Raw genomic sequence first — 25,448 nt, 5'->3', positions numbered from 1 at the left:
GATGGCCAGCGGCTGGGCGGCAGACGGCGCCGTACAAGATCAGATTGACTCCACCATCGACGATGCGGTGCAGCGTGCGCGTGATGCGCTCGGGCATGGCGAGAGCGAACGCTATTGCCAGGAATGCGGAGAACCGATCCCCGAGGCGCGCCGCAAGGCGTTAACAGGCGTGCGTTTTTGTCTCGCCTGCCAGGCAGAACAAGACAAAAAACACGCGGCCAATAGCCTGTACAACCGGCGCGGCAGCAAAGACAGCCAGTTGCGTTAGCATTATCTGCTCCCCTTTTTCTCCTCTCGCGGCCCCGCTTGCACCGTCGGTGCATCATGAAAGTTAGAGTTAGTTATCAATATTGAAGCAAAAACGTTAAAGAACGGTTGTTTCACAGCCAAAATTTGGTTAATGATAGCCCCGTGCACCAAAATAATTCTTACGCACCATTTCGGTGCCTCATTGTGGTGCACAACCATAACAATTCGCCTTTTCGGCACAACATCACGAAGTAACTCTTTGTTTTTATAGTAGTTGAAAACATGGCACGATTTTTTCATGGCACCAACTGCAATATAAAAAATGGGTAATCCGCAACCTGTACAGGAATTCCTCTCATGAAGTCGATTTTTAAAGTCTCCCTGGCCGCACTCTCTCTGGCCTTTGCCGTAAGTTCCCACGCAGCAGACAAACTGGTGGTTGCCACCGACACCGCTTTCGTTCCTTTTGAGTTCAAACAAGGCGACAAATACGTCGGCTTCGACATCGATCTGTGGGCCGCTGTCGCCAAAGAGCTGAAGCTGGACTACACCCTGAAACCGATGGACTTCGGCGGCATCATTCCGGCGCTGCAGACCAAAAACGTCGATCTGGCGCTGGCCGGCATCACCATCACCGATGAGCGCAAGAAAGCTATCGACTTCTCCGACGGCTACTACAAGAGCGGCCTGCTGGTAATGGTCAACGCCGACAACAACAGCGTGAAAAGCATCGACGATCTAAATGGTAAAGTGGTGGCGGTGAAGAGCGGCACCGGTTCGGTGGATTACGCCAAGCAGCACATCAAAACCAAGGATCTGCGTCAGTTCCCTAACATCGACAACGCCTACATGGAGCTGGGCACCAAGCGCGCCGATGCGGTGCTGCACGACACGCCAAACATCCTATACTTCATCAAGACGGCCGGCGCCGGCAAGTTCAAAACCGTCGGCGATTCGCTGGAAGCGCAGCAGTATGGCATCGCCTTCCCTAAAGGCAGCGACGAGCTGCGCGAGAAGGTGAATGGCGCGCTGAAAACCCTGCGCGAGAACGGCACCTATAACGAAATCTACAAGAAGTGGTTCGGTACCGAACCTAAGTAAGCTGTGAATTTGGCAAGCTATTAACTTAAGCACAGGGGGTCGCTTAACCCCCTGCGCTTCGTTGTATCTGATACCCACGTTTGGGATCACCGGGAGAAATATCATGCAGTTCGACTGGAGCGCCATCTGGCCCGCCATTCCTATCTTGTTAGAGGGCGCCAAAATGACCCTGTGGATTTCGGTCCTCGGTCTGATTGGCGGCCTGATCATCGGCCTCGTCGCCGGCTTTGCCCGCACCTACGGCGGATGGATCGCCAACCACATCGCGTTGGTGTTTATCGAAGTGATCCGCGGCACGCCGATCGTGGTGCAGGTGATGTTCATCTACTTCGCCCTGCCGATGGCATTTAGCGACTTGCGTATCGATCCGTTCACCGCGGCAGTGGTGACCATCATGATCAACTCCGGCGCCTACATCGCGGAAATCACCCGCGGCGCGGTGCTGTCGATTCATAACGGTTTCCGCGAAGCCGGCCTGGCGCTCGGCCTGTCGCGCCGCGAAACCATCCGCTACGTCATTATGCCGCTGGCGCTGCGTCGCATGCTGCCGCCGCTGGGCAACCAGTGGATCATCAGCATCAAAGACACCTCGCTGTTCATCGTGATCGGCGTGGCGGAGCTGACCCGTCAGGGTCAGGAAATTATTGCCGGTAACTTCCGCGCGCTGGAAATCTGGAGCGCCGTGGCGGTTATCTACCTGATTATTACCCTGGTGCTGAGCTTCGTGCTGCGTCGTCTGGAAAGAAGGATGAAAATCCTGTGATTGAATTTAAAAACGTCTCCAAGCATTTTGGCCAAACCCAGGTGCTGCACAACATCGATTTGAAGATCGACAAAGGCGAAGTGGTGGTGATCATCGGGCCATCCGGCTCTGGCAAATCCACCCTGCTGCGCTGCATCAACAAGCTGGAAGAGGTGACCAGCGGCGATCTGATCGTCGATGGCCTAAAAGCCAACGATCCGAAAGTGGACGATCGGTTGATCCGCCAGGAAGCCGGCATGGTATTCCAGCAGTTCTACCTATTCCCGCACCTGACGGCGCTGGAAAACGTCGCCTTTGGCCCGATCCGCGTGCGCGGCGCGAAGAAGTCCGATGCGGAAAAGCTGGCGCGCGAGCTGCTGGCTAAGGTCGGTTTGGCGGAGCGCGCCCACCACTACCCGTCCGAACTGTCGGGCGGCCAGCAGCAGCGCGTGGCCATTGCGCGCGCGCTGGCGGTGAAGCCGAAAATGATGCTGTTCGACGAGCCGACCTCTGCGCTCGATCCGGAGCTGCGCCACGAAGTGCTGAAGGTGATGCAGGATCTGGCCGAGGAAGGCATGACGATGGTCATTGTCACCCACGAAGTCGGCTTTGCCGAAAAAGTGGCGTCGCGCCTGATCTTTATCGATAAGGGCCGGATTGCCGAAGACGGCAACCCGCACGACCTGATCAACCATCCGCCAAGCCCGCGTCTGCAGGAGTTCCTGCAGCACGTTTCCTGATCCTGGCGGTTTAACGGCGGGCGCGTGGCGCGCCCGCCGCTTTCATTCCGCACGCGTTCCCACGCCCCATCGCGTTTCCTTTCCTACTATATTCATTGTTTTCATCGTATTGCTCTGACATCCGCCGATCACAGAACGCCAAAGAGAGGAACAATGCCGCCAAACGCATACTCCCGACGAGGTTCTCATCTGCGAGAACACCTGCTTTTCCTGCTGCTGTTGCTGACCTTGAGCGTCTTCGCACCACCGGCGCTGGCGCAAAACGCGCCGCCTGCGCCCGCCGACAAGAGCGAGCAGCAGAAGGCCGCCTACGCCGCGCTGGCCGATCTGCTGCAAGACGACAAAGCGCGCGCGGAACTCATCAATCACCTGAAACAGACCGCCGGCGACGCCCCCGCCGCAGCGCCGGCAACGTCGGAGGAATCGACGCCAGCCACGCTGAGCGACAGCCTGAACTCGCTGGCGCAGGAAGGCATCGGTACCTTTAACCAGAAGCTCGGCGCGCTGCAAAAGCTGATCGACTCCGGCCCGAAGCGCGTTTTCAATCCCGCCGGCTTTTTCCGCGCGCTGGGCTACTTTCTGCTGACGGTGGCGGTCACCTTTGCGCTGTTCCACCTGATCCGGCGGTTGATCGCGCCGCTGTACAAACGCATGGGCAGTTGGGGGCACAATGCGCGGCTGCAGCGCGGCCCGTGGTATAAGCGCCCCGCCGCCATTCTCGGCGCTTTCGCCGTCGATCTGCTGGTGCTGCTGCTGGCGCTGGCGGCGGGCAATCTGTTCGCCCGCCACGTCCACGCCGACAGCGCCACCATTCTGCGGCTGCAGACCCTGTTTCTCAGCGCCTTCGCGGTGATTGAATTTTTCAAGGCGGTGCTGCGGCTGATTTTCGCCCCTAACTTCGACTACCTGCGTCCCTTCCCCTTCAGCGACCGGAGCGCACGCTACTGGAACACGCGCCTCGCCTGGCTCAGCGGCCTGATCGGCTATGGCCTGATGGTGGTGGTGCCGGTGGTGGCGGTACAAATAAGCTACCCGGCCGCCGCCGCCGTCAACCTGGTGGTGATGCTGGCGCTGACGCTGTACGCCATTTGGCTGATCCTGCACAACCGCAAACCGATACAGCAACAGATCAACCTGCTGGCCGAACGGTCGATGGCGTTTTTCAGCGTGATCCTGCGCGGCCTGGGGCATATCTGGCACCTGCTGGCGATCGCCTATTTTCTGGTGTTGTTCGTGCTGTCCCAGTTCGACATCGGCAACAGCCTACGCTTTATGATGAGCGCCACGGTGAAAAGCCTGCTGGTGGTCGGCGTCGGCGCCCTGCTGTCCGGCATGCTGACCCGCTGGATTTTCCGCCGCATTTCGCTGCCGACCGACGTCAATCTGCGCTATCCGATGCTCGAGCGGCGCATCAACTCCTACATCCCCAACGGGTTGAAGATACTGCGGGTGATGGTGGTGCTGGCGGTGACGCTGTTTCTGCTCGACGCCTGGCACCTGATCAACCTGTACCAGTGGGCGGGCAGCGAAAATGGCCAGCGGACGCTCGGCGGGCTGGTGCATATCCTGCTGATCCTGCTGATCGCCGTCTTCAGTTGGACGCTGATGGCCAGCATCATCGAACACCGCCTGGCGCTGGAACTGAGCAACGGCGTGCGGCCGAGCGCGCGTGAACGCACGTTGCTGACGCTGTTTCGCAACGTGCTGGCTATCGTTATCAGCACCATCACCGTGATGATCGTACTGTCGCAGGTCGGGCTGAACATCGCGCCGCTGCTGGCGGGCGCCGGCGCGTTGGGGCTGGCCATCAGCTTCGGTGCCCAGACGCTGGTGAAAGACGTGATCACCGGCGTGTTCATCCAGTTTGAAAACGGCATGAACACCGGCGAATATGTCACCGTCAGCGGCATCACCGGCACCGTGGAGCGCATGACCATCCGCTCGATCGGCCTGCGCGACGACTACGGCGTCTATCACATCGTGCCGTACTCTTCGATCACCACGCTGGCCAACTATGCGCGTGAGTTCGGGGTGTATCGCGCCAACTACACCGTCAGCCGCGACGAGGACATCGATCGGGTCAATGAGGTGCTGCATCAGGCCATCGAGGCGCTGAAGCAGGATGAACAGGTGAAGCATTTCCTGATTGGCGAGCCGGTCTTCAACGGCGTGGTGGCGCTGGGCGATCGCTCGTTCACCACCCGCGTGACGGTGCGCACGCAGGCGCTGAAACAGTGGGTGGTGCAATACGCCCTCGACCGGCTGGTGAAAATCCATTTCGATCGGGCCGGTATCGGCATGCCGCAACAGGCTATGCAGATCTCCCGCGCGCCGCAGCCGCACGAAGAACAGGCGCCGCCCGCGGCGATCTGAGGTTAGCGCCCGCGCCCGCAGGGCTGAGCGGCCAGGAAGGCCGCCACGTCCTGTCGGTAGGCATCGTATTGCACCGAGCGCGGCGCAAACAGGCCCACCACGTTGATCAGCCACGGATGGCGCGCGAACAGCGGTTTGATCATCACGTGGTCGGCTTCGTCGATGCGCGTCACCGTCAACAGCGAGGCCGGGACCGTTTGCCGATAAACGCGCTCGGTTTCGTCCGCGTCCACGTTGACGTCACGCCCGCCCAGTATCAGGTGTACCGGCGTGTTGAAATTTCGTAATCCCGCCGTCGCATCGCTGGCCATGTTGGCGCGAATAAAGCGCCAGCGGTCGGCGCTCAATGCGGCGGTGGCGCCAGACTCACGGCGGTACTGCGCGTAGCCGTCCGGTTGTTCGAGCAGCGTTTGAATGTGACGCCAGTGCGCCTCGCGCGCGGCGATCGACGCTTCATTGTCCCCTGCCGCCACCATCGCTGCCCGGGTGTTATAACGCCCTTGCCGCAGCCAGTTGATCGCCGGCGCCAACGCCAGCGTGAAGGCGATGTCGGGGCGCAAACGCGCCACCTCCGGCATCACCCACCCCGCCTGGCTGGTGCCCCAGAGCCCCACGCAGCGCGCATCGAAGCGCCCGTCCCGCCGGGCCCAGTCGATGATATCGGCGGTTTCCCGTGCGCGATCCGCCATGGTCTGATGCAGCCAGTTGCCGCCGGAGCCGCCAACGCCCGGCTTATCGAAGGATAAAACCGCATAGCCCTGCTGCGCCATCGCCTCCCAAATGCCGTAATAGCCTTCGTCGCGGCTGGCGTTAGCCGGCCCATCGCCGTGCACGAACACCACGATACCGGGCTTGATCGGCGCATGCTGCGGCAACACCAGCGTGCCGGTCAACCGGTTGCCGCCGGCGGTCACCACGACCGGTTCGGTGACAAAGCGAAAGTCGTTGACGTAAATCACCCAGCCAAACGCCGCCAAAACCAGCGCCACGAGGCACAGCCCTATTTTGCGCACGTCGCCTCCCCGTTGCGTTTCTCCATCAATATCCAATCGGCCTGGCCGAACAGTAAGCCCAGCGAGGCGTAATGCTCTTCGCGCCGCACCTGAAAGCCGCAGCGCCGGTACAGACGCTGCGCATCCACGTTGCGCCGGCTGACGTGCAGGCTCAGACGCCGGCCTGTGCCTTGTTCGGCGGCGTAGTCGTTCATCCACTGCATCAGCCGCCTGCCCACCCCTTTACCGCGCTGGTTCTCGGCCACCGCCAGGTAAGAGAGATACAGCTCACCGGCCGCCGGAGTGTGCTGCAGCACCGCAATTTGCAGATACATGCGCCAAACGTTCAGCCAGCCATAGCGGCGGCACAGCCGCCAAATCGGCAAGGTGCGCGGACGCAGCCCGACGTTGTTCTCGCCAGCGGCCGCATTGAGCGCAAAGGCCGCCACCACCTGTTCATCTTGCTTCACCACGAAGCTGCGCTCCCGGCTGCCGCTTTGCTGCCAACTCCACAGCCGATAGAACAGACGCCACTGAAGGCGGGCGCTGAGACGGCGCGCGCGCTGAAACTTGTCGCTGAACGCGGCGTAGATCAGCGCCGCCGTTTGCAGGCGATCAGCGTCGCGATAAGGATCAATATGCAACATATCAACCTCGTCTAGGGTTGGCGGTAGAGCAGCTGCTCCAACAGCCGCACCGGCGCGGTCTCCTCCGGCGCAGGCGACGCAAAGATCGCCTGCCGCCAGGCCTGGCTTTCGATCACGTCCAGCACCAGCTGCGCGAGCGGTAACGGCGCTATCGCCGCTGCGATCTCACCGGTTTGCTGAGCCTCGGCGATCGTCGTCGCCAGCGCCTCAATCAGTTGCCGCTGGTTGGCGCTGAACGGCTCGGCCAACGCCGGGTTGCGTGCCACCTCCGCCACGATCTCCGCCGACAGTTGCACATTGGCCGGCTCGGCGACAAAGGCGTGATAGGCGGTGAAAAAGGCCGACAGCGCCTGTTTCGGCCGCGTTCTGTCGGCCCGCAATCCGGCGGCGAACTCGGCGAATATGCCGTTTTCCAGCAGCGCAATTTCGCCGATCAACGCCTCCTTGCCGGAAAAATGGTTATAGAGGTTGCCGACGCTGACGCCCGCTGCCTGCGCGATATCTCGCATGCTGGTCTGGTGAAATCCCTTATGGGTAAAGCTGTGCAGCGCGGCCTCGACAATCTTTTCTCGATTTCCCATCGTCAGTTCCCGAAACGGTGAAGGGGCGCCTGGCGCCACAAATTGACATCAACAAATGAACGAACGTTCGTTCATTTTCAAGTCTAGCATAGACCGATAAAATTGAACCGCAGCTCAACGGCGCAGGAATCGGTAAGAAGAGGCAAACGCCGCCCCGCTTTTAGGGGCGGCGCCCGGCACACTCAGTGCAGCGCGTCGCCCTGCTTCACCGACGTAAACGCCTGCATCAGCTTCACGACGTCGTGCATGCCAATGTTGACCTGGTTGATCACTTCTCCGGCGTCATGGGTCAATGCCACGCCGCCGCCAGCCTGTTCCACGCAGGTCGCCATGCCGGCGATCGCCGCCGCCACGCCCTGCTGGATAGACTTGGTCATGCGTTCGATCTCGGTCGCCGCCTTGCGCGACTGCTCCGCCAGCGTGCGCACTTCGTTGGCCACCACGGCAAAACCGCGCCCGTGCTCACCGGCGTGGGCGGCTTCGATGGAGGCGTTAATCGCCAGCAGGTTGGTTTGGGAGGCGATTTTACGAATGGCTTCGACGATAGTGCCGATCTGCTGAGAGCACTTACCGAGCTCGGTGACCACGTCTGAGGTTTCGCGCGCCGCCGCTTCGACCTGCTGCATGCCCTTCACCGCCTGCTGCACGATGATCGCGCCCTGCGCCGCCTGCCGATCGGTATCGAGCGACAGATGATGCGCGTTGCGCACCATCTCTTCTTCGTGCTGCTGCTGTTGCATCAGCCGGGTGATGTCCTGGGCGATCTTCACCACTTTCACCACCTGGCCGTCGTTGTCGAGGATCGGGTTATAGCTGGCCTCCAGCCATACCCGTTCACCGCGCCGGTTGACGCGCTCAAAACGCCCGGTGATGAACTCGCCGCGCGCCAGGCGCTGCCAATGCCGCCGATAATCGTCGGAAGCGGCGAACTCCGGCGGGCACAGCACCGCATGCGACTGCCCACACGCCTCTTCCAGCCGATAGCCCATCAGCGCCAACATATTGTCGTTGGCGCTGACAATGGTGCCCTGCGGCGTGAAAGAAATCATCGCCATCGAGCGATTCAACGCCGCCAGCAGGCTGCGGTGTTCCTGCGCCTGCGTCACTCGCTCGGTCACTTCGCTGGCGATCTTGACGATTTCCACCACCTTACCCTGTTTATTCAGCACCGGCGCATAGGTGCCCTGCAGCCACACCGCCTCGCCGTTTTTCGCGATGCGCTTTATGGTGTCCGTGATGGGTTGGCCTTTATTCAGCGTCTCCCAATGTTTGCGATATAACGGGCTGGCGACATAGTTCGGATCGCAGAAAATACGGTGATGCTGACCTATCACGTCATCGCGTTGAAATCCCAGCGTGCTGAGGAAAAGATCGTTGGCGCGCAAGACCGTGCCGTCGAGCGAAAATACGATCATCGGAACGGCGTGTTCTATCGCGCTCAGCTCGGCGCCTTTGTGGGTAGTTAACTGACTGAATCGTAACAGCATAAGGTGTAGTCCTTGTGGCAGATGATGGCGCTTTTCTTATTTTTCCTGGCCACATGCCGCGCCCACACGCAGACGTGCCATCGCGGAAGGAACGGGCAGCGCCGCTCCTTCTGGTTATTGCTCTTAACCGGATTAAATTTATTTATTCAGTAAAGTAATTATTCGAATTTAAATAAACCAACAACCTAAGATTTTTATTATGAAAACTGTATTGAGAATAACGTAAGTGATGAAAATTGAAAGGTAAAATGCGGATTTTTGTCGGCGCCGGCAGGATAACCGGCGCCGGGAAGATTAACGCCAGCGTTCGGCTGCCCAGGCGGCCTGTTGCTCGGCGTCGTGGAAGGTCCAGGCGACGAAGCGGCTGATCTTCTGCCCTTGCGCCATCTCGATGGTGCGTACCTCGGCCGCCCCCGCCACTTTCAGCGCATGGTAGATGGCCGGCAACGTGGTGTTTTTCGAGATGAGCGAGGTGAACCACAGGCAGTTGTTGGCCTTGCTGACGCTCTCTTCCACCATCTTGCGCACAAAGGCTTCTTCGCCGCCTTCGCACCACAGCTCGTTGTTCTTGCCGCCGAAGTTTTGCACCGGCTTGTCGGCCACTTCCCCTTTGCCCAATTTATGCAGCTTGCGGCGGGTGCTGGCGCGCGCTTCCTGCTCGGACGCGTGGAACGGCGGGTTGCACAGGGTGGCGTCGAATTTCTCGGCCGCGCCGATGATGCCGCTAAAAATCAGCTCAGGCTGTTTTTGCAGCCGCAGACGCACGCTATTGCGCAGCGTCGGGTTCATCTCGACGATCATCTTGGCCGCGTTGAGCGACACCGGATCGATTTCAGACCCGGTGAAACGCCAGCCGTATTCGCGCAGGCCGACGATCGGGTAGATGCAGTTGGCGCCGACGCCGACGTCGAGGATCGCCACGCCCTTGCCGCGCGGGATCTCGCCGCCGTTGCTGGTCGCCAGCAGATCCGCCAGGTGGTGCAGATAGTCGGCGCGGCCGGGGATCGGCGGGCACAGGTAGTCCGCCGGAATATCCCAGTGTTCGATGCCGTAAAAGTGTTGCAGCAACGCACGGTTGAGCATTTTCACCGCCGCCGGATCGGCGAAATCCACCGATACATCGCCCCAGGCGTTCGGTTTCACGAACGGCGCCAGCGCCGGGCAGCTGGCGATCAGCGCCGGGAAGTCGTAGCGCGAACGATGACGGTTGCGCGGATGCAGGCCGCTTTTCTGCTGCGGGAAGGTTTTCTTTTTTTCCACCGTGACGGGCTCTCTTGAAGGGATTTCCGGCGCGTAAGATAACACATCCGGCCCGCAATGGCGCAGCGGCGGGAAACCCGGCACAATGAAAGCTTCATCGATTGCCGCAGGGTCCCCCATGAACCGTGAATCTCGCTATTATTATGAACCCGCCGCCGGCCACGGCCTGCCGCACGATCCGCTGAACGCCATCGTCGGCCCGCGCCCCATCGGCTGGATCTCTTCCCGTAGCGCCGCCGGCTTGCGTAATCTGGCGCCCTACAGCTTTTTCAACTGCTTCAACTACCGTCCACCGATCATCGGTTTCGCCAGCACCGGCTGGAAAGACAGCGTAGCGAATATCGTAGAAACCGGCGAGTTCGTTTGGAACCTGGCGACGCGCCCGTTGGCGGAAGCGATGAACAATAGTTCCATCACCCTGCCGCGCGGTGAGGACGAATTCGCCTTCGCCGGCGTTACGCCGCTGCCCGGGCGCCGGGTCAAAGCCGAGCGCGTGGCCGAAAGCCCGGTGAACTTCGAATGCCGGCTGACCCAATGCATCCAACTGCAAACCGCCGCCGGGGAACAGGTGGAGACCTGGCTGGTGTTGGGCGAGGTGGTGGCGGTGCATCTCGATCCGGCGCTGCTGGATGAACACGGCGTCTACCAGACCGCCGCCGCCGAACCTATCCTGCGCGCCGGCGGCCCGACCGCCTACTACGGCATTTCCGAACAGCACCGTTTCGATCTGACGCGCCCGTCACGCTGATCGTTTCCCCCGTTTATGCAGAAGATAAACGGGGGGAATTAATAATCAAAAATTCTGAATAAAACTATCAACACTCTCCGATTTCATCCCGCCTGTCACTGCGCAATAATCTTCCCATCGAAAGGCAAACCCTTTCTCCCTAATTCACTTTGACAGGAATGACGAACATGAAAACCATCAAAACTTTTGCTGCTGCTATTGCTCTGGCCACCGTTTCTTTCACCACTTTTGCCGCTGAACACGTCAGCGCCCAGGATGCCGCCCAATTCGAAAAAGCCGGCGTGATCGTCGCCAGCGGCGCAACCGACCTGAGCAGCCTGACCTCTCAGCTGGCCGCCAAAGCCGATGCCGTAGGCGCCAAGGCTTTCACCATCACCTCTACCAGCGGCAATAACCTGATGCACGCCACCGCGGTTATCTACAAATAATCGCCGCCCCAGACGTCAAAAAGCCCGCCGGATATCATCCCGGCGGGCTTTTTTTATGTTCGCGTACGTCAGCGCTGAATGGGTACGACAGCAATTTTCCTATCGTCCGCTTTGTCAGCAACCCACGCGTCAACGACCCGGAAAATACCGTCGCCAACAGGCAGAAACCCTTTATTTAATGGGGTTTGCAGGCAGTTAAGCACACATTTTTTTACCACCCCATTGCTGGACTAACGGGAGAGGATGATTATCATGTTACGCAGACTACAGATGCAGAGAGCGTTGTATGCAACATATCATTGAAGGTTTCCTCAGTTTCCAGAAAGAGATTTTCCCGCAGCGTAAGGAACTCTTTCGCAGCCTGGCCTCCAGCCAAAATCCTAAAGCGCTTTTCATCTCCTGTTCTGACAGCCGTCTGGTGCCCGAGCTGGTGACGCAGCAAGAACCTGGGCAGCTTTTCGTTATCCGTAACGCCGGTAACATCGTCCCTTCCTTTGGCCCGGAGCCGGGTGGGGTTTCTGCGACTATCGAATACGCGGTGGTGGCGCTGGGCGTGACTGATATCGTGATTTGTGGCCACTCAAACTGTGGCGCCATGAAGGCTATCGCATCCTGTCAGTGCCTCGATCCCATGCCTGCCGTTGCCCACTGGCTGCACTACGCGGATGCGGCCAAAGCGGTGGTCGAGAAGAAAACCTGGGATAGCGAAACAGACAAAGTGAACGCTATGGTCGAAGAGAACGTTATTGCTCAGCTAAATAATATCAAAACCCACCCTTCTGTGGCGGTGGGTCTGCGCAACAGTGGGCTGCGCCTACACGGCTGGGTATACGACATCGAAAGCGGCGAAATTCGCACGCTGGATAGAAACACCAAGAGCTTCGTGTCTCTGGCCGATAATCCCGACGTCTATTTCGAATAAAATAACGCCCGGTTTTTATCATTAAATAAAATCCACGCCGCGGCGTGGATTTTATTGTCAGCCTTAAGGCAAGCGCGCCTCTATCGCCGCAGCAAAGTCGCGGCACATCCGCTCGTCACCCTCGGCGTTGTCCGCCAATACCGTCTCGCCATCCACCACCCGGATGTGCGCCTGCAAATCGAAATCTGCCGGCGGCTGCGGGCGCTTGGCTGCGGCGGCCATCGTCTGCTGCGCCTCATGCCACGCCTGTGCCACCGTCTGGTTGCAGGCCTGCGCCAGATAGTCAGGATTAAACCCTTCGCCGGTCAGGCTGCGCAGCGTGTCGTCATGGCTGACGCTGTTGCCCGGCAACCAGTAGTGTTGCGCCAGATCCGGGCCAATGGCCGCGTTGTCCGTCAGGTAACCGTCGCGCTGCAGGAAGAAGTGACGGGTTTGCTCTACCGCCATCATCGCCAGCAGATAGCCCTGGTAGGAACAGGCGGATTCTAGCGACAGCAGGTGCGGGATCGCCAACGTCGGACGCGGGCTGCCGCTGATGCCGAGGATCTTTTGCTCGACCTCGCGCGCCAGCGCGGTAATGGCTTCCGGCGTGCGCTGCTCGTCATCCCACTGGTACAGCGCCCACTCGAAGTACGGCACCAGCAGGATGTGGCGTTCGTTGAACGCACGCATCGGCTGGCGCGCCGCGATGCCGGCCTCGATCAGCGCATCAGGCACCGCTTCGCCGGCGGCGTTTTTCGCATAGCGTTTCAGCCAGTCGGCGTCGTCCAGCAGGCTGTCGCAGAACATCGACTGGGTTTCGGCATAGGCCATCGAGGTCGGCGGGAACTCCTGCGAGAAGCACGGCGCATTCTGGCGAATGTTGGCGAAGTGCGCCGCGTGGCCGCCCTCGTGGAACAGGGTGTTGAGCCCGTAAGCGCCGCTGCCCACCTGCCCCGGCTGCGCCAGGCTGGTGAAGTTGATGCGCGCCGGCACCCATTCCCCCTGGCGCACAAACGGCGGCACCGGGCCGTGCATAAAGCCGTTCTCATACTTGCCTTTGCGCACCAGCAGATCGAGGTTCATCTCGGCGCCGCCAAAGCCGATGTGCAGGCGTTTGAAGCTGTCGACCCAGCGTTCCAGCGAACGAGAAAACGGGAAGTAAGGATCCAGTTGACGGGTGACGTCGCCGGCGCTGGCGAAGCGTACGTTCCACGGCTCCAGCGCCTGGCCGCCCTTGTCGGCCGCCAGCTGTTGCAGGCTGCGCGCGTTGGCCTCGCGGGTTTCCCGCTCGAAACGATCCAGAATGGCGAACAGCTGCTCCGGCGTCATGCGCTCGGTTTTGTTCACCTTGTAGTCGAAATAGTTGCGATAGCCCATCTGGCGCGCAAAGCGGTTGCGCAGGCCGATCAGCTCCGGCAGGCCGTTATGCAGCAGCCATTGCTCCAGGTCGCGCAGCGCCTGCTGCGAACTGCGGCGGTAGTCTTCGTTCGGGTTGGTCGCCTGGTTGGTCAGCAGCTCGCCGAGCGAGGCCGCCACCCGCTGGCCGTCGGCGTTCAGGTGTGTGACCTGATAGCCCTTGCGGCGCGAGTAGAGATCGGACTCGGCATGGATGATCTGATCCAACAACACCTGCGCCTGCGGATCTTCAATGGCGTTACAGTCGAAGAAACGCAGCCAGCCTTGCAGGCCGTGGATCAGCGCATCGCGCTGCGCCTCCTGCGGCAGCGTTTCCAATCCGGCCAGCAGATTGCGGATCTCGGCCAGCCGGCGCGGTTCGGCGATAAAGCGCTTATAGGCGCTTTCCGCGGCGGAAAAGCGCGCCGACACGCCTTCATCGCCGGTGCCCATGTAGTTTTGCCAGAACAGCTCTTCTTTGGCGCGGTGAACGTCGAGGTAATCCTGGTTCAATTGATTGAAGTAATCGAGAGCCTGTTGCATAACCGTCCTTCTCAGCCGATGAGGAAATATCCCAGTATAGTCGCGCTTAGGCCTGACGCAGGCGCTGCAGCCCCTGCTCAAGCGTCTCGCTCTCGCCGGCGGCCACTAGGCAACAGGCGACCTGCCGCTGGATGGCCTGCGGGATCGCCACCTCGCCCGCCAGGCAGCGCTCGGTCCAGCGTGCGGTGGTTTCCGCGTCTTTCGCCGCCGGCAATGCCGGCGTTTCATCCTGCAAGGTGCGCTCCAGCAATACGTGCTGTTCGCCGCCGACGATATGGTGAATCTGCGGGCAGCGCTGCGGGTTGGCGTAGGCTTCGCCTTCGGTGCCGTGCATCAACAGCCCGCGGGCGCCGATCTGGCGGAAAAACGACGCCACCCGGCCAACATACTCCGGGTGAGAGACGCTGGCGAGGCGCAGCGCATCCTGTTCGCCGAACGGCGTCGCCAGCTTGGCCAGCGTATGGGCGCTGTTGCGCACCCCCATGCGCCAACGCAGCCCAAGCTGCTGCGCCAACGGCGCCGACAGCGCGGAAACCGGCATGAATACCGCCTCGCCGTTATCGAGGCGCTGCTGGGCATGAGCGGCCTGTTCCGACCACGGCAGCCCCAGGGCACGGAAAATCTCGGCGCTGGTCACACGGGTGCTGTCGTCCAGGATGCCGTGCACCACCACCGGCAGGCCCACTTTCGCGAGCAGCAGCGCCAGCAGCGGCGTCAGGTTGGCCTGCTTGCGCGCGCCGTTGTAGCTCGGCAGCACCACCGGCAGTGGCCGCCCCTGCGGCGCCTGCAGCGGCAAGACCTGCTGCTGCATCGCCTGATAGAAGCCCAGCATCTCCTCTTCGGCTTCGCCCTTGATGCGCAGCGCGATCAGAATGCCGCCCAGCTCCAGCTCGGGGACCTCCCCGGCCAGCATCGCCTGATACAGCTCAAAGGCGGTCTGCCGGTCCAGGTCGCGCGCATGATTTTTGCCGCGGCCTATTTCTTTGATAATTTTGGTGTAATCCATCCGAAGGTTCCCTCAGCTCACTCTTCGGTTAGCATACCCTATCCGCGCCGCCGCTCAACCTCCGCCGCCAGTCGCCGCTGCGCGTCATCGCCCTCGCGCAGCCCGGCGATCACCCCGCCGGCATCGTCGGCGCTGCGGTTTTGGCTCATTTTCCATTTGCCTTCGCGCCGGGTGACGGCAATCTCGATACCGACGATGCCTTTAAGCTGTGCGGCGATATAGTTGGCCGGCGCGTCGTCGAGCCGCCAGGGCGCCGGGCGGCGCCCTTCCTGTTGTGCCGTCAGGTCGATCAGCTGGCGGCGCAGCCAGGCCGGGTCGTCCATCACCGTCGGCACGCCATACAGCTGCACCATGCTGTAATTCCAGGTCGGCACCACTTTGCCGGTCTGGCGCTTGCTCGGGTACCAGCCGGGGGACACATAGCCCTCCACGCCCTGAAAAATCACCAGGCATTCCGCCGCGTGCTGCAGCCGTCGCCAGTGCGCGTTGGCGCGCGACAGGTGCGCCCGCAGCCGGATCTGCCCCTGTTCGACATCGGCCAGAAACGGCAGCGGATCGGCCGTCAATCCCTGCTCGCCGTGGCTGACCAATAGCCCCAACGGGTGGGCCCGCACCAGCGCCAGTTGGGCATCCAGATTGTCTTCGCGAAATGTGGCGGGTTGAAACATCAGTGTGGCTCCTTATCGCTCTCTCATGATGACAACAGTAAAGCACCCGCCGGCGGCCTACTTAAGATCCGCTTTCTGAGTATTTCGAGTGATCCGGTTTAACAACAGCAGGGCGATGCCCATCGCCAACAGATTAAATACCATGGCGCCGGCAAAGGCCTGGACATAGCGTTCCGCTGCGCCGCCGCTCGCCAACAGCGGCACAAAACCGACGCCGCTGCCCACGATGCCCAGCGCGCCCCCCACCTGCTGCACGGTGGCAACCAGACCCGCCGCCATGCCCGCCTGCCGCTCCGGCGCCAAACCGAGCACCAGATTCAGCAGCGGCGTCATGCTCAGCGCCTGACCGAACCCCAGCACCACTAACCCAGGCAGCAGCCGCAGCGGATGCGCCAGCGCCTCACCCCACAGCGCCTGCGCCATCAATAGCGCCAACCCGGCGGCGTAAATCGCCACGCCCACGCTCAGTACGCCATTACCCCAACGCAGCGCTAACCGGGGCGCCAACATCGAGGCCAGCATGAAGGCCGCGCTGGCCGGGGCGAACAGACTGCCCGCCTGAAAAGGCGTCAGCCCCGCCCCCGCCTGCAGCAGCAGTGCGAAACACAAGAAAAACGAGGAAGCGGTGGCATAAATCGCCAGCACCACCGCCATACCCGGTGCGAAGCCCGCCTGACGGAACAGCGCCGGATCGAGCACTGCATCGCCGCCGCGCTGCGCCAGACGGCGCTCCCAACGCAGGAAGCCCCACAGCGTCAGCATCGCTAACGCCAACATCGGCGCTATCCACCACGGCCAGCCGCGCGCCGGCCCCTCCAGCAGCGGCAGCAGCAACAGCGACAGGCCGGTCGCCGCCAGCCACAGGCCAACGCCGTCCAACCGCTGCGCCTGCGCCACCCGCGATTCGGGAATGCACCGCGCCGCCCACAGCGCCAGTGCGCCGATCGGCAAATTGATCAAAAAGATCATGCGCCAGCCGCTGCCGAACAGGTTAGCCTCGATGATAAATCCGCCGAGGATCTGGCCGAAGATCGCCGCCAATCCCAGCGTCATGCCCAGCCAAGCGAAGGCGCGCCGCCGCTGTTGCGGCGCGTACAGGACCCGCATCAAGGCGTAAATTTGCGGGAACAACAGCGCCGCCGTCGCCCCCTGCAGAATACGCGCGGCGATCAGCAGGCCGAGCGATCCCGCCAGCCCGCACAACAGGGAGCTCAGCGTGAATCCCAGCATGCCGAGGCTGAACAAGCGCCGACGTCCGAAGCGATCGCCCAGACGCCCACCGGCGATCAACAGCACCCCAAACGCCAACTCATAACCGGCGACGATCAAACCGATCCCGGCGAAATCGGCGGCGAACTGCCGCTGGATCACCGGCGCCGCCACGTTGACCACGAACAGATCGAACACCGTGACGAACCCGCCCAACAGCAGCACCGGCAGGCCGGGCAGCCCTCGCCGCTCACGAGATAATGAATGTTCCATACCACCTCCAGAGATTATGATGGCCGCAGTATGGAACAAGGTTTAAACTGTTACTATATAGCCATTTATACTATTACTGACAGCAACAGGACGGCCGACATGCCCCCACGCACCCTCGAACGCACCCGCCACGAACTGGGGGATTTTCTGCGGCAAAAGCGAGAACAACTGTCACCAGAGTCAGTCGGCTTGCCAAGCGGCAGCCGCCGCCGCACGCCGGGATTGCGGCGCGAGGAGGTGGCGGCGCTGGCCGGCGTCGGCCTCACCTGGTACACCTGGCTGGAGCAAGGCAGGGAAATCAATGCGTCGGTGACGTTTTTGGAAAATCTGGCGCGGGTGCTGCAGCTCGACGCCGCCGGCCGCTACCACCTGTTCTTATTGGCGCATCAGCGCCCGCCGGTGCCGGTTGGGCATCAGTGGTGCCAGGTTTCGCCGTTGGTGCGGCGCCTGCTGGACGATTTGACGCTGCGGCCGGCCTACGTCATGAACCTGAGTTGGGACATCATCGCCTGGAATCCGGCGGCGCAGCAGCTGTTCGCCATCGGCGAGCGCCCGGCGCAAGAGCGCAACATGTTGTGGATGCTGTTTGCCGATCCGCAGCTCAATGCGCGCCTGCTGGAGTGGCGGGCGCAGGCGCCGCAAATCCTGGCCAGCTTCCGCCGCGACTACGCCCGTGCGCCGGAGGATGAGGTGATGCGCCAACGGGTACAGGCGCTGGAGCAGGTATCGCCGCAATTCCGCCAGCTCTGGCGGCAGCATGACATTCACGGACGTTGCCAGGGGCGGCGCAGCTTCATCGTCCCAGCAATCGGCCCGGTCACCTTTGACCACGCCTCTTTCATCGTCGACGAAGAGAACCACCTGCGGCTGGTGATGTACAGCGCGCTGCCGGACGAACCGGCCAGCGCGGCGTTTGAAGCGCTGCTGCGCGAGGGTTAGCGGCGGCTGTCGAAAATGAGTTTGCAGGCCAGCCCGGCGAATACGCCGCTCAGCAGGTAGTTCGGCCAGCGGGCGCTGAAGCGGCGGCCGGCGAAGCGGCTTTTCATGCCGCTGACCGCCAGGATCACCCCGCCGTTAATCAGCAACCCCACCAGATTCAGCACCGTCGCCAGCGCCAGCATCTGTACCACCACCGAGCCGGCACGCGGATCGATAAACTGCGGGAACAGCGCCAGCACGAACAGCGCCATTTTCGGGTTGAGGATGTTGGTGAACAGTCCCTGCCGGAAAATTCGCGCCGTCGGCACGGCCTGCAACCCGGCAGAAGCCTGCAGACTGCTGCCGGATCGCAGCGTTTTCCACGCCAGGTAGAGCAGATAGGCGGCGCCCAACATTCTCACCGCGTCGTAAGCCAGCGGCACCGCGACGAACAGTTGCGACAACCCCAGCGCCGCCGCCAGCGCGTGGCAGTATGTGCCGAGCTGAATGCCCGCCAGCGAAGCGAAACCGGCGCGCCGCCCCTGGCTGACGCTGCGCGAAGCGATCAGCAGCATATCCGGGCCGGGGGTCAGCGCCAGCGCCACGCAGGCACCGGAAAACAACAACAACGTTGCGGCATCAATCATGAATCACCTGATAAGAAGACGGACGGGGATGGAGCGTCCATCATAGCGACGCCGACGTGGCTTGTCAGCGCCGCTCACCTCAGATCACCCACAAATCGAGATACTCGTTGACCGGCATCTGCGCCAGCCGCTGGCGGTCCAGCGACACCTCGAGAATGCGCTGCTGCTGCAGGGCTGGGAACTGGCGCGCCAGGTTGATTTTGAACTTCTCGATCAGCAGCGGGATGCCCTCTTCGCGCCGCCGCGCATGGCCGATAGGATACTCCACCGCCACCTCATCCAGACGGCTGCCGTCGGCGAACTCCACCGTCAGCGCATTGGCGATCGAGCGCTTTTCCGGATCGTGATAATCACGCGTGAAAGCGGGATCTTCATGGCAGTGGATCTTACTACGCAATGCGTCGATACGCGGATCTTCGGCCACCCGGTCTTCGTAATCCGCCGCCGTCAGCCGGCCGAACAGCAACGGAATCGCCACCATATACTGAATGCAGTGATCGCGATCCGCCGGGTTATCCAGCGGCCCCTGCTTGTCGATAATGCGCAGGCAAGCCTCGTGGGTGCGGATGCTCACCCTGGCGATGTCGGCGGCGGTTTTGCCGGCGGCCTGCATCTGGCGGTGCAGCGTCATGGCCGCCTCCACGGCGGTCTGGGCATGGAACTCCGCCGGGAACGAAATTTTAAACAGCACGTTCTCCATCACATACGCGCCGTACGGCCGCTGGAAGCGGAAAGGTTTGCCGTTAAACGAGACGTCGTAGAATCCCCAGGTCGGTGCCGTCAGCGCCGAGGGGTAGCCCATTTCGCCGGTGGCGGCCATCAGCGCCAACCGCACCGCGCGGGCAGTCGCATCCCCCGCTGCCCAGGATTTGCGGGTGCCGGCGTTCGGCGCGTGGCGATAGGTACGCAGCGACTGCCCGTCCACCCACGCCAGCGACACCGCGTTCAGGATCGCCTCGCGGCTCAGGCCGAGCAGCTGCGCCACCACCGCGGTGGACGCCACCTTCACCAGCAGCACGTGATCCAACCCTACCCGGTTGAAGGCGTTTTCCAGCGCCAGGCAGCCCTGGATCTCATGCGCCTTGATCATGGCGATCAGCACCTGCCGCATGGTCAGCGGCGCTTTGCCTGCCGCCACCGCCTGGCGCGAGAGCCAATCGGCCACCGCCAGGATCCCGCCCAGGTTATCCGACGGGTGGCCCCACTCCGCCGCCAGCCAGGTGTCGTTGAAGTCGAGCCAGCGGATCATGGCGCCGATATTGAACGCCGCCTGCACCGGATCCAGCTGGAAACGGGTGCCGGGCACCCGGCTGCCGTTTAGCACCTCGGCGCCCGACACCACCGGCCCCATCAGTTTCTTGCAGGCCGGGTAGCTCAGCGCCTCCAGCCCGCAGCCGAGGGTGTCGAGCAGACAATAGTGAGCGGTGCGGTACGCCGCCGGGGTATCGACGGCCTCTTTCATCACATAATCGACGATATCGACCATTTCGCGATCGAACGGCGGACGGCGGGTATTGGCAGACTCAAGCATCATGATTTCCAAAGGCTCCAGAGTGAAAACGACACGATAACGACCGGCGCTCAGCGCTGATCCAGCGGTACGAACGCCCGCGCTTCCGGCCCGGTATAGTTGGCGGACGGGCGAATGATTTTGTTGTCCTGCCGTTGCTCGATGATGTGCGCCGACCAGCCGCTGACGCGCGCCATGACAAACAGCGGCGTGAACATTTCGGTGGGCACCCCCAGCTGGTGGTAAGACACCGCCGAGAACCAGTCGAGGTTGGGGAACATCTTTTTGGTGTCGTGCATCACGCTTTCCAGCCGATCGGCGATGTCATATAGCTTCATCGCCCCCGCTTCCTGCGACAGGCGCAGCGCGATCTCTTTGATCACCTGATGGCGCGGATCGGAGACGGTGTACACCGGGTGCCCGAAGCCAATCACCACCTCTTTGTTGTCGATGCGGCGGCGAATGTCGGCTTCCGCTTCGTCCGGCGTTTCATAGCGTTGCTGGATCTCCAGCGACACCTCGTTGGCGCCGCCGTGCTTCGGCCCGCGCAGCGCGCCAATGGCGCCGACGATCGCCGAATAGACGTCGGATCCGGTGCCGGCGATCACCCGGCCGGCGAAGGTCGAGGCGTTGAACTCATGCTCGGCGTACAGGATCAATGACGCGTGCATCGCCTGCTCCCAGCTGGCAGAAGGCGCCTCGCCGTGCAGCAGGTGCAGAAAGTGGCCGCCGATGGAATCGTCGTCGGTCTCCGGCTGAATGCGCTCGCCGTTGTGGCTGTAGTGATACCAGTAGAGCAGCATCGATCCCAACGACGCCAGCAGCCGATCGGCAATGTCGCGCGCGCCGGCCGCGCCGTGCTGCTCTTTTTCCGGCAGCGTGCAGCCAAGGGCCGAAACGCCGGTGCGCATCACGTCCATCGGATGCGAAGCCGCCGGCAGCGCCTCCAGCACCGTGCGCACGCTGGCGGGCAGGCCGCGCAGCGCTTTGAGACGGTGTTTATAGGCCTGCAGCTCGTCGCGGTTGGGCAACTTGCCGTGGATCAGCAGATGGGCGACCTCTTCAAACTCGCAGTGGCGCGCGAGATCGAGGATATCGTAACCGCGGTAGTGCAGATCGTTGCCGCTGCGCCCTACGGAACACAGCGCGGTATTTCCGGCGGGCACGCCGGATAACGCCACGGATTTTTTCGGCTTAACGCCAGTCGGGCTTTGCGGGGGGATCGCTTGGCTCATACTGTCCTCATTTGGCTTCTGCGTGAATGGCGCCTATTCGTCGCGTTGGCGAGCGAACAGAGCGTCGAGTTTCTCTTCGAACAAATAGTAGTTGATGCTTTCATACAGCTCGTTGCGGGTCTGCATGGTGTCGATGACGTTTTTCTGCGTGCCCTCTTCGCGCAGGGCGCGGTACACCCGCTCCGCCGCCCGATTCATCGCCCGGAAGGCCGACAGCGGATACAGCGCCATATCCACCCGGGCGCTGCGCAGCTCCTCGGTAGTGAACAGCGGCGTCGCGCCGAATTCGGTGATGTTGGCGAGGATCGGCACCTGCGTCGCTTCGGCGAAACGGCGGTACATGCCCAGCTCGGTGATCGCCTCCGGGAACAGCATGTCGGCCCCGGCCGCCACGTAAGCCTGAGCGCGCTCGATGGCCGCCTCCAGCCCCTCCACCGCCAGCGCGTCAGTGCGCGCCATGATCACGAAGTCCGGATCGCTGCGCGCATCCACCGCCGCCTTGATGCGATCCACCATCTCTTCGGTGGAGACGATGGCCTTATTGGGCCGATGGCCGCAGCGCTTGGCGCCGACCTGATCTTCGATATGCAGCGCCGCCGCCCCGGCCTTGCTCACCGAGCGCACCGTGCGGGCGACATTGAACGCCGAAGCGCCGAAACCGCTGTCGACATCCACCAGCAGCGGCAGCGGGCAGACGTCGGTGATGCGGCGAATATCGGTCAACACATCGTCCAGCGTCGAAATGCCCAGGTCCGGCAATCCCAGCGAACCGGCCGCCACACCGCCGCCGGAAAGATAGATGGCCTGGAATCCGGCCCGCTGAGCCAGCAAGGCATGGTTGGCGTTGATCGCGCCGGCGATTTGCAGGGGTTTTTCTTTACTCAGGGCCTGACGAAAGGCGAGCCCGGGTGAGCGCAGCGTCATGACGTTTTCTCCGATTAGCCAGATGAAACAGACAGAGCAAGGAGCGGGCCAGGTTTCACTTCGGTGAGGGGAAAAATTAAAAACGATAAAAATAAGTGAGTTACAACATATTCAGCGCCATTGGCCTGGCAAAGGGATAAAAAACGTTTCAGTTAACGTTTCAATCGTTGTTTCACATAGTAAATTTGAAACATAACTGAAACCGGGCTACACCTAATGCAGCCACTTCCATTCGGTAACCCACCATGAGCGATCACATCACGCCATCCCGCGCGCCGGACAAACCGGTGATCTGGACCGTCTCCATCACCCGCCTGTTCGATCTGTTCCGGGACATCAGCCTCGAGTTCGACCATCTGGCGACCATCACCCCGATCCGTCTCGGCTTTGAGGAGGCGGTGCAGCACATCCGCGCACGCCTGGCGACCGAACCGTGCGACGCCATCATCGCCGCCGGCTCCAACGGCGCCTACCTGAAAAGTCGCCTGTCGGTGCCGGTCATCCTGGTCAAGCCCGGCGGCTTCGACCTGCTGCAGGCGCTGAGCAAGGCGCGCAGAACCGCCGATCGGATCGGCGTCATCACCTATAAAACGCCTTTGCCCGCACTGATGGAGTTCCAGCAAACCTTCGATCTGCCGCTGGAACAGCGCAGTTACGTCACCGAAGAGGACGCCCGCGGCCAGATCGCCGAGCTGAAAGCCGCCGGTATTCAGGCGGTGGTCGGCGCCGGCCTCATCAGCGATCTGGCGGAAGAGGCCGGGCTCACCGCCATTTTTCTCTATTCCGCCGCCACCCTGCGCGCCGCCTTCAGCGATGCGCTGGACGTAACGCGCCTGATGCTGAGCGGCGGCAAACGCGGCGGCGATTACGCCGCACGCGATACCCTGCAGCCACGCTATGGGCTGGGCGATTTGCAGGGCGACTCCCCGCAGATGGAGCAGACCCGGCGCACCATCATGTTGTACGCCCGCTCGCCGGCGGCGGTATTAATTGAAGGAGAAACCGGCACTGGCAAAGAGCTGGCGGCGCAGGCAATCCACCGCGAATACTTTTCCCGACGCGGCGCACCGTCCAGGGGGGCGACGCCGCCGTTCGTCGCCATCAACTGCGGCGCCATCGCCGAATCGCTGCTGGAGGCGGAACTGTTCGGCTATGAGGAAGGCGCCTTCACCGGATCACGGCGCGGCGGCCGGCGCGGGCTGCTGGAAACCGCCAACGGCGGCACTCTGTTTCTGGATGAGATCGGCGAAATGCCGCTGCACCTGCAAACGCGACTGCTGCGCGCGCTGGAAGAGAAAACCATCACCCGGGTGGGCGGGCAACAGCCGGTAACGGTCGACTTTCGCGTCATCAGCGCCACCCACACCCGCCTGGAGCAGGCGATTCAACGGGGCGGTTTTCGCGCCGATCTGTTTTATCGCCTGAGCGCCCTGCGGCTGCAGCTGCCGCCATTGCGGGCGCGCGGCGACGATATTGCGATGCTGGCGGAACACTTTCTGAAACAGTCGCTGGCGGCGCTCGATGTGCCGCTGACGGAGCCGCTGCGCACCGCCCTGGCCGGCTGTTACGCCGCGCTAAGCCATTACGCCTGGCCCGGCAACCTGCGCGAACTGCGCAACATGATGGAACGGGTAGCGCTGATGCTGAGCACCGGCGCAGCGCCGAGCGGTGAAACGCTGCAGTGGCTGTTGCCGGAGCTGGCGGCGGTCACGCCGCCCGAGACGCAGGCGGCGCCCATCTCCGCCCACGAAGCCCTGGCGCGGTGCGGGGGCGACCACGCCGCCGCCGCCCGGTTGCTCGGGATCAGCCGCACCACCTTATGGCGCCGGCTGAAAAAACCGAACTGAGCATCAGCCGGCGCGCCGGCCGTCCGAGGCCGGCAGCAGTCGCGCTCGCCGATCGCCCAGCAGGTTCATGCCCGCCGCCGCCAGCAGGATGATCGCCGCGCCCAGCAGCTGCCACGCCGACAGGCGGTGGCCAAACGCCAGGCGATCCACCAACATGGCGGCGATCGGGTAGATGAACGACAGCGAGCCGATCAGGTTGGTCGGCAGCTTCTGCAGCGCACCGTACATCAGCACGTACATCAGGCCGGTGTGCAGCACGCCGAGCGTCGCCAGCATCCCCCACTGCCCAACGCTGGCCGAAACATGGAAATCCACCAGCGGCAACAGCATCACCGCCCCTACCGTCACCTGGATCAGCGCAATGAGATGCGGCGGCGTGCCCTTCAGCCGCTTGGCCGCCAGCGCCATCAGGGCGTAGAAAAACGCCGCGCCGAGCGCCAGCGCGATGCCAGCCAGATAATGGCTCTGCTCCCCCGCCTGCCGCGGCTGCGCCAGCACCACCAGCATCATGCCGCCGAACGCCAGCCCCAGCCACAGCAGCTTGCGGGCGGTCAGCCGTTCCCCCAAAAACAGCGCCCCCAGCCCCACCAGCATAAACGGCTGGGTGTTGTACACCGCGGTGGCGATGGAGATAGAGGCATAGGAATAGGCGGCGAACAGCAGCAGCCAGTTGATCACCAGCGCGACGCCGCCGGCGATCGCCAGCAGCAGCGTGGCGCGCGTCAGCGCATCGCGGCGCAGCTGGCCCAGCGCGCCGCACACCGCCAGCAGCACCAGCGCGCCTACCGCGCAGCGCCAAAACACCACGTTGATAACCGGCTGGCCGGACATCAACACAAACCAGCCGATAGAGCCGGAAATCAACATCGCCGCCGCCATCTCCAGCGATCCGCGTTTTATCTCTGCATTCATTCTGCATTCCTCGAAGCTTGCCCAGAGACATAGCTTGCGGCTTCGCGGGGCGGCTTTCCATAGCATAAAAAAGGCAGATATGCTTAACTGCCTTTTTCTCGCAGCTATA

The 25,448-nt window shown here is 62.1% G+C and carries 24 protein-coding genes; 10 read left to right on the top strand and 14 right to left on the bottom strand.

What is annotated here, in order from left to right; all coding sequences use genetic code 11:
* Window position 1 precedes the first annotated feature (1 nt).
* The 5 genes from GUC32_RS07020 to ybiO all read left to right on the top strand — a co-directional run bounded on the left by GUC32_RS07020 (window position 2) and on the right by ybiO (window position 5,205).
* Complete coding sequence (locus GUC32_RS07020) at window positions 2-268, top strand: DksA/TraR family C4-type zinc finger protein (protein ID WP_025302085.1); 267 nt, start codon at window positions 2-4, stop codon at window positions 266-268.
* Between the two features lie 338 nt (window positions 269-606).
* On the top strand, window positions 607-1,350 hold the full coding sequence (glnH, locus tag GUC32_RS07015; protein ID WP_004939223.1) for a glutamine ABC transporter substrate-binding protein GlnH: 744 nt from the start codon (window positions 607-609) through the stop codon (window positions 1,348-1,350).
* A 103-nt stretch (window positions 1,351-1,453) separates the two neighbouring features.
* Window positions 1,454-2,113, top strand: coding sequence for a glutamine ABC transporter permease GlnP (gene glnP / locus GUC32_RS07010; RefSeq protein ID WP_019454487.1), 660 nt, complete (start codon window positions 1,454-1,456; stop codon window positions 2,111-2,113).
* On the top strand, window positions 2,110-2,832 hold the full coding sequence (glnQ, locus tag GUC32_RS07005) for a glutamine ABC transporter ATP-binding protein GlnQ (protein WP_004939230.1): 723 nt from the start codon (window positions 2,110-2,112) through the stop codon (window positions 2,830-2,832). The genes glnP and glnQ overlap by 4 nt, the downstream gene beginning before the upstream one ends.
* A 153-nt stretch (window positions 2,833-2,985) precedes the next feature.
* The gene (ybiO, locus tag GUC32_RS07000) at window positions 2,986-5,205 is read left to right on the top strand and encodes a mechanosensitive channel protein (protein WP_053085973.1); all 2,220 of its coding nucleotides are present in this window, start codon (window positions 2,986-2,988) and stop codon (window positions 5,203-5,205) included.
* 2 nt (window positions 5,206-5,207) lie between these two features.
* Here the strand turns inward: ybiO and GUC32_RS06995 are convergent, their stop codons facing one another.
* The 5 genes from GUC32_RS06995 to rlmF all read right to left on the bottom strand — a co-directional run bounded on the left by GUC32_RS06995 (window position 5,208) and on the right by rlmF (window position 10,172).
* Entirely contained in the window at window positions 5,208-6,218 is a 1,011-nt protein-coding gene (locus GUC32_RS06995) for a S9 family peptidase (RefSeq protein ID WP_350430524.1), read from the bottom strand.
* Window positions 6,206-6,844, bottom strand: coding sequence for a GNAT family N-acetyltransferase (locus tag GUC32_RS06990; protein WP_049295249.1), 639 nt, complete (start codon window positions 6,842-6,844; stop codon window positions 6,206-6,208). The genes GUC32_RS06995 and GUC32_RS06990 overlap by 13 nt, the downstream gene beginning before the upstream one ends.
* An 11-nt stretch (window positions 6,845-6,855) precedes the next feature.
* On the bottom strand, window positions 6,856-7,425 hold the full coding sequence (locus GUC32_RS06985) for a TetR/AcrR family transcriptional regulator (RefSeq protein WP_025302081.1): 570 nt from the start codon (window positions 7,423-7,425) through the stop codon (window positions 6,856-6,858).
* 182 nt (window positions 7,426-7,607) lie between these two features.
* Entirely contained in the window at window positions 7,608-8,912 is a 1,305-nt protein-coding gene (locus GUC32_RS06980; protein ID WP_043137084.1) for a PAS domain-containing methyl-accepting chemotaxis protein, read from the bottom strand.
* Window positions 8,913-9,206: 294 nt separating this feature from the next.
* Window positions 9,207-10,172 carry a 23S rRNA (adenine(1618)-N(6))-methyltransferase RlmF gene (gene rlmF / locus GUC32_RS06975; RefSeq protein WP_167325058.1) on the bottom strand — a complete coding sequence of 322 codons (966 nt, stop codon included), beginning with the start codon at window positions 10,170-10,172 and terminating at the stop codon, window positions 9,207-9,209.
* Window positions 10,173-10,290: 118 nt separating this feature from the next.
* On the opposite strand from rlmF, the gene GUC32_RS06970 reads away from it, so the two are divergent.
* The 3 genes from GUC32_RS06970 to GUC32_RS06960 all read left to right on the top strand — a co-directional run bounded on the left by GUC32_RS06970 (window position 10,291) and on the right by GUC32_RS06960 (window position 12,270).
* Window positions 10,291-10,920, top strand: a complete 630-nt coding sequence (locus GUC32_RS06970) for a flavin reductase family protein (protein WP_043137081.1) — start codon at window positions 10,291-10,293, stop codon at window positions 10,918-10,920.
* Window positions 10,921-11,087: 167 nt separating this feature from the next.
* The gene (locus GUC32_RS06965; protein ID WP_025302077.1) at window positions 11,088-11,348 is read left to right on the top strand and encodes a YdgH/BhsA/McbA-like domain containing protein; all 261 of its coding nucleotides are present in this window, start codon (window positions 11,088-11,090) and stop codon (window positions 11,346-11,348) included.
* A 286-nt stretch (window positions 11,349-11,634) separates the two neighbouring features.
* The gene (locus GUC32_RS06960; protein WP_025302076.1) at window positions 11,635-12,270 is read left to right on the top strand and encodes a carbonic anhydrase; all 636 of its coding nucleotides are present in this window, start codon (window positions 11,635-11,637) and stop codon (window positions 12,268-12,270) included.
* Window positions 12,271-12,333: 63 nt separating this feature from the next.
* Here the strand turns inward: GUC32_RS06960 and GUC32_RS06955 are convergent, their stop codons facing one another.
* From GUC32_RS06955 to GUC32_RS06940, 4 genes are read right to left on the bottom strand one after another with little or no spacing between them, the layout of a single operon-like run.
* Window positions 12,334-14,190 (bottom strand): M3 family metallopeptidase, encoded by a 1,857-nt coding sequence (locus tag GUC32_RS06955; RefSeq protein ID WP_350430525.1) that lies wholly within the window; start codon window positions 14,188-14,190, stop codon window positions 12,334-12,336.
* A gap of 46 nt (window positions 14,191-14,236) precedes the next feature.
* Entirely contained in the window at window positions 14,237-15,196 is a 960-nt protein-coding gene (gene ybiB, locus GUC32_RS06950; protein WP_167324949.1) for a DNA-binding protein YbiB, read from the bottom strand.
* 38 nt (window positions 15,197-15,234) lie between these two features.
* Window positions 15,235-15,864, bottom strand: coding sequence for an FMN-binding negative transcriptional regulator (locus tag GUC32_RS06945; protein ID WP_260515353.1), 630 nt, complete (start codon window positions 15,862-15,864; stop codon window positions 15,235-15,237).
* 57 nt (window positions 15,865-15,921) lie between these two features.
* Complete coding sequence (locus GUC32_RS06940; RefSeq protein WP_350430526.1) at window positions 15,922-17,346, bottom strand: MFS transporter; 1,425 nt, start codon at window positions 17,344-17,346, stop codon at window positions 15,922-15,924.
* 99 nt (window positions 17,347-17,445) lie between these two features.
* Here GUC32_RS06940 and GUC32_RS06935 point away from each other — a divergent pair, with 99 nt between their 5' ends.
* Window positions 17,446-18,285, top strand: coding sequence for a helix-turn-helix transcriptional regulator (locus GUC32_RS06935; RefSeq protein ID WP_164068356.1), 840 nt, complete (start codon window positions 17,446-17,448; stop codon window positions 18,283-18,285).
* Here the strand turns inward: GUC32_RS06935 and GUC32_RS06930 are convergent.
* From GUC32_RS06930 to prpB, 4 genes are all read right to left on the bottom strand, one after another.
* Window positions 18,282-18,911 (bottom strand): LysE family translocator, encoded by a 630-nt coding sequence (locus tag GUC32_RS06930; RefSeq protein WP_025302070.1) that lies wholly within the window; start codon window positions 18,909-18,911, stop codon window positions 18,282-18,284. The genes GUC32_RS06935 and GUC32_RS06930 overlap by 4 nt on opposite strands.
* Window positions 18,912-18,990: 79 nt before the next feature.
* On the bottom strand, window positions 18,991-20,442 hold the full coding sequence (locus GUC32_RS06925) for a bifunctional 2-methylcitrate dehydratase/aconitate hydratase (RefSeq protein WP_369435774.1): 1,452 nt from the start codon (window positions 20,440-20,442) through the stop codon (window positions 18,991-18,993).
* A 50-nt stretch (window positions 20,443-20,492) separates the two neighbouring features.
* Window positions 20,493-21,656: a 2-methylcitrate synthase gene (gene prpC / locus GUC32_RS06920; protein ID WP_049203923.1), complete on the bottom strand. Its 1,164-nt coding sequence runs from the start codon at window positions 21,654-21,656 to the stop codon at window positions 20,493-20,495.
* A 33-nt stretch (window positions 21,657-21,689) separates the two neighbouring features.
* Window positions 21,690-22,580: a methylisocitrate lyase gene (gene prpB / locus GUC32_RS06915; RefSeq protein ID WP_043137053.1), complete on the bottom strand. Its 891-nt coding sequence runs from the start codon at window positions 22,578-22,580 to the stop codon at window positions 21,690-21,692.
* 245 nt (window positions 22,581-22,825) lie between these two features.
* Between prpB and prpR the strand changes: the two genes are divergently transcribed.
* Window positions 22,826-24,427 (top strand): propionate catabolism operon regulatory protein PrpR, encoded by a 1,602-nt coding sequence (gene prpR, locus GUC32_RS06910; RefSeq protein WP_025302066.1) that lies wholly within the window; start codon window positions 22,826-22,828, stop codon window positions 24,425-24,427.
* Window positions 24,428-24,430: 3 nt separating this feature from the next.
* Here prpR and GUC32_RS06905 read toward each other — a convergent pair whose 3' ends face one another.
* A complete protein-coding gene (locus tag GUC32_RS06905; protein ID WP_197770463.1) occupies window positions 24,431-25,339 on the bottom strand; it encodes a DMT family transporter in 909 nt (302 codons plus the stop codon).
* Window positions 25,340-25,448 lie beyond the last annotated feature (109 nt).

Origin of the sequence: Serratia sp. NGAS9 (genome assembly GCF_009905295.1) — a bacterium.
GTDB classification, from domain to species: Bacteria; Pseudomonadota; Gammaproteobacteria; order Enterobacterales; family Enterobacteriaceae; genus Serratia; species Serratia bockelmannii.
Note: the sequence above shows the minus strand (reverse complement) of the source record. Positions and strands in the feature narration are given on the sequence as shown.